5 protein-coding genes are annotated in these 3,060 nt (G+C 60.3%); 4 read left to right on the top strand and 1 reads right to left on the bottom strand.

Going from position 1 to position 3,060, the window contains the following annotated elements; all coding sequences use genetic code 11:
• The first annotated feature begins 256 nt into the window (after nt 1-256).
• The 4 genes from ASF41_RS25285 to ASF41_RS20420 all read left to right on the top strand — a co-directional run bounded on the left by ASF41_RS25285 (nt 257) and on the right by ASF41_RS20420 (nt 2,394).
• Nucleotides 257-877, top strand: a complete 621-nt coding sequence (locus ASF41_RS25285) for a hypothetical protein (protein ID WP_156653412.1) — start codon at nt 257-259, stop codon at nt 875-877.
• 302 nt (nt 878-1,179) lie between these two features.
• Entirely contained in the window at nt 1,180-1,737 is a 558-nt protein-coding gene (locus ASF41_RS24365) for a hypothetical protein (RefSeq protein ID WP_082504710.1), read from the top strand.
• Nucleotides 1,738-1,799: 62 nt separating this feature from the next.
• A complete protein-coding gene (locus ASF41_RS26275; protein ID WP_244479734.1) occupies nt 1,800-1,895 on the top strand; it encodes a MucR family transcriptional regulator in 96 nt (31 codons plus the stop codon).
• A 10-nt stretch (nt 1,896-1,905) separates the two neighbouring features.
• Nucleotides 1,906-2,394 (top strand): MucR family transcriptional regulator, encoded by a 489-nt coding sequence (locus ASF41_RS20420; RefSeq protein ID WP_244479733.1) that lies wholly within the window; start codon nt 1,906-1,908, stop codon nt 2,392-2,394.
• A 23-nt stretch (nt 2,395-2,417) separates the two neighbouring features.
• Here ASF41_RS20420 and ASF41_RS20415 read toward each other — a convergent pair whose 3' ends face one another.
• Nucleotides 2,418-2,990: a dienelactone hydrolase family protein gene (locus ASF41_RS20415; protein WP_082504709.1), complete on the bottom strand. Its 573-nt coding sequence runs from the start codon at nt 2,988-2,990 to the stop codon at nt 2,418-2,420.
• Nucleotides 2,991-3,060 lie beyond the last annotated feature (70 nt).

Here is a 3,060-nt window from a genome sequence, read left to right as displayed (position 1 = left end):
CGAGGGCCACCCACAGAGCCGTCTCGACGACCTGCTGCCATGGGCCTACCAGGCCATGCCAGCCCTCAAAGCCGTGGCCTGAAAACAGCGCTTACAGTTCAACGACAATCTCACCATTAATCTTCGCCGAGGCCGTTTCCTGCTGCTCATTGTTGGCGATGGTATCCGAGAGGGTGTTGAAGCCATCGCAGAGTACCTCCAGGCTCATGCTGGCCTACATTTCTCATTGGGTCTTGTAGAGCTGCCGATTTTCACGATGCCCAATGGAGGGCGACTCGTCACACCGAGGGTGCTGGTACGAACGACGAATATCATCCGCAATATCGTTGCTGTTCCAGAGGGTTTCGCGCTTGGCGAGCAGGCCGACCTAGATAATACTGGAAGCAAATCTGAGCTTGATCCTGAACGTGCAGCTTTAGGCGATGCTCGCCTTGAGTTCTGGAAGGCGTTTCTGGATCAGCTCAGGCTGGACGATCCGGAGCAGTCCAGACCAAACCCGGCTCGGCAAGGCTACATCTCGGTATCGATGCCTGCTCCCAATGGCAGCTCGTGGCTTACAGTCTATCGAGATATGCTGAAAAACGAAGTTGGTGTCTTTCTGTCCTCAACACGCGGCACAGTGGGTGAACGAGCAAGTCGAGCTATCGTGGAAGAATGGGATGTTGTCCGCGAAGAGCTTGGCGGGTCAGCTAACCTATCCACAGACCCTTATGGCCTTCCACGAATTGGTGATAGTGCCTCGTTCGGCACCCTGGATAACCCTACTGTGAGGCAGAAGGCATTCTTGTGGCTCGCAGAGCGCGTGAATCAATTCATTAACGTTCTGCGACCACGTGTGCGCTCTTTCGTAGCTAATGAGACTGCTCCAGGGGCATAGCGAGGATATGCGTCGCGTCAGGCGCTGCGTTGAAGCGGGTGCACTGCCGTTCACAAGATGTGATGGTGGACGACCAGGAGAAATGCATACACCCCTGGGAGCAGGCGGGCGGCCTCTTTATCCATCATCGCAATGAGCAGGGATCGATCAAGGAATTGCGCAGATACGCGTTTGTTTAACGCGAATGCCGCGTCTGTGTTGAAGCCTAACTAGACATAGATCGCATATGCGCCATATGATGCTGCTCCGCCGTCGGCGCGTTTTACGCGGCTGAGCGTGCAGTTTTCAGGATCATTTCATACATGAAGCGCCGTAGCGCGCGACCGTTCACGGTCGAAATCAAGCATACCCGTACTTCCCGCGTTTCGCTCATCGATGCCACGGCCCGTACTCGGACAAGCCAGAATGTCTGGGGTGCAGAGTTGACTGCTGCGGCGAACGCGACCGCTGAGGTTGAACCGACACATGTGCCGTGCGCCGAGCCTGTCCGGGTTGAAGCGCCGGCCCGGCGAGTGCTGCCGAGCCTTGTGCCGATGTTTGCCATGCCCGTTGAGCCAGCAGACTCCGAGGTGCGCGAGGCCTCTGCTCAGGAGCGGTTGCCACGGGTACGCCGGGTAAAGCCGCCCGCCAAACGCACGAAGAGCTCGGCAATCGCTGATGTAGCCACGCCGGTCTCTGATGAGGCACAGGCTCAACGGCAGGTCCCCACGTCGGCTGTTGCCGCTATCGCTGAAGCGGATGCCGCCGGAGTTGCGCTGCCTGTCGTGGCACAGGTGCGTTCCGCGAGGCGGACGCAGCAGGTCGCAACCTTGAAGCCGGGCGAGCGCTGGAAGCGTCGTCTTCCTCGGGCCCTCTGGTGACTCGATAGCCCTGGTTTCCGTGATACCTGACCCTCGTGAGGTTCAGGTCTTAAGGAGCACGAATGGCTATCGAAGCTGGCGAACAGGATGATCTGGTAGAGCTCACCACGCAGATCGTTACGGCCTATGCCGCAGGCAATCCATCTCTCAGCCACTGAGCTGCCTGGGTTGATCCAAGGGGTTCATGCGAGCCTTCAGGCGCTCACCTCTGGGAACGCCAAGGCCGCCGAGAAGCAGCGAGTGCTGACGCAGGCCGAGATCCGGCGCTCCATCCAACCTCAAGGTCTGATCAGTTTCGAGGATGGTAAGGCGTACAAGACGCTGCGCCGGCACCTCGCCCGGCTCGGCCTCACACCGGAAGCCTACCGGGCCAAGTGGGGCCTTCCTGTCGACTATCCGATGACCGCCTCCGACTACTCAGCGCAGCGCTCGCAGCTCGCACGCGATCTCGGCCTGGGCAAGTCGCGCGGCGCGATGTCCGAAGCGCCCTCCTCCGGGGCGGATGAGGCGTCGATGGATAGCGACGAGCATTCCGCCGACGCAGGGCACGCAGCGACGCAGGAGCCAGTTGCAGAGTCTGACCAGGAAGATGTGGGCGACACCTTCGAGGAAGAGATCACCCGTGAGCCGTTCGATGAGGATGGCGTAGAACCCTGAGGCTGCCTTCATAGGTCGCGACTTCAGGAGGACGCCTGCTGAAGGTGCTGTCCAAGGAAGCGTGCGACCCGGGCCGCGGCATCGAATTGCGTGGCACCCGTGAGGCCGTGGCCCTGCCCCTCGTAGATCTTGATCTCATACGGGGTGCTCTGCTCCCGCAGAAGACGCTCTATCGCGTGAGCATGGGAGACGGGGACGATGCAGTCCGAAGCACCGTGCAGGATCAGAGTGGGTGGTAGCCGTGGACTCTGACCAGCGAGCTCATCTGGCAGTGGTCCGGAGTAGTCCACGATCGCTCGCACACGTGGCTCCTCCGCCGCTGTCGCGAACGCCAGCGCCGCTCCGAGCGATAGGCCCACGATGCCGAGCCCTCTGGCATCGACACCTGGCTGATCAATCAGCCAGTTCACCGCATCGCGAATGGTTTCCGTCCAACGTGGGAAGTCCTGCCGGAGTCGGGCATAAGCCACGCGCTGGTCACCCGTTCGGTCAAGGTAGTGCACGAAGGCAACGTGATAGCCTGAAGCTGCGATGGTCCGTGCGGCGAGACGGTAGCCGTCAGCGTAGTGTCCGACGTCAGCACCTGTGGGACAGATTGAGGGTCTTCACGAACGGAGGATGGCTGGTTCATCGTAGCCCCTGAGGAGCGAAGATGAAGCAGACATC

The sequence above is a fragment of the Methylobacterium sp. Leaf111 genome (genome assembly GCF_001423285.1).
GTDB lineage: Bacteria > Pseudomonadota > Alphaproteobacteria > Rhizobiales > Beijerinckiaceae > Methylobacterium.
The sequence above is the reverse complement of the archived record's forward strand: the minus strand, read 5'-3'. Positions and strand labels throughout refer to the sequence as shown.

Coding starts and splice junctions, on each gene's coding strand:
- ASF41_RS25285 (WP_156653412.1), top strand. CDS start 257: ATGCCCAATGGAGGGCGACTCGTCACACCGAGGGTGCTGGTACGAACG.
- ASF41_RS24365 (WP_082504710.1), top strand. CDS start 1,180: ATGAAGCGCCGTAGCGCGCGACCGTTCACGGTCGAAATCAAGCATACC.
- ASF41_RS26275 (WP_244479734.1), top strand. CDS start 1,800: ATGGCTATCGAAGCTGGCGAACAGGATGATCTGGTAGAGCTCACCACG.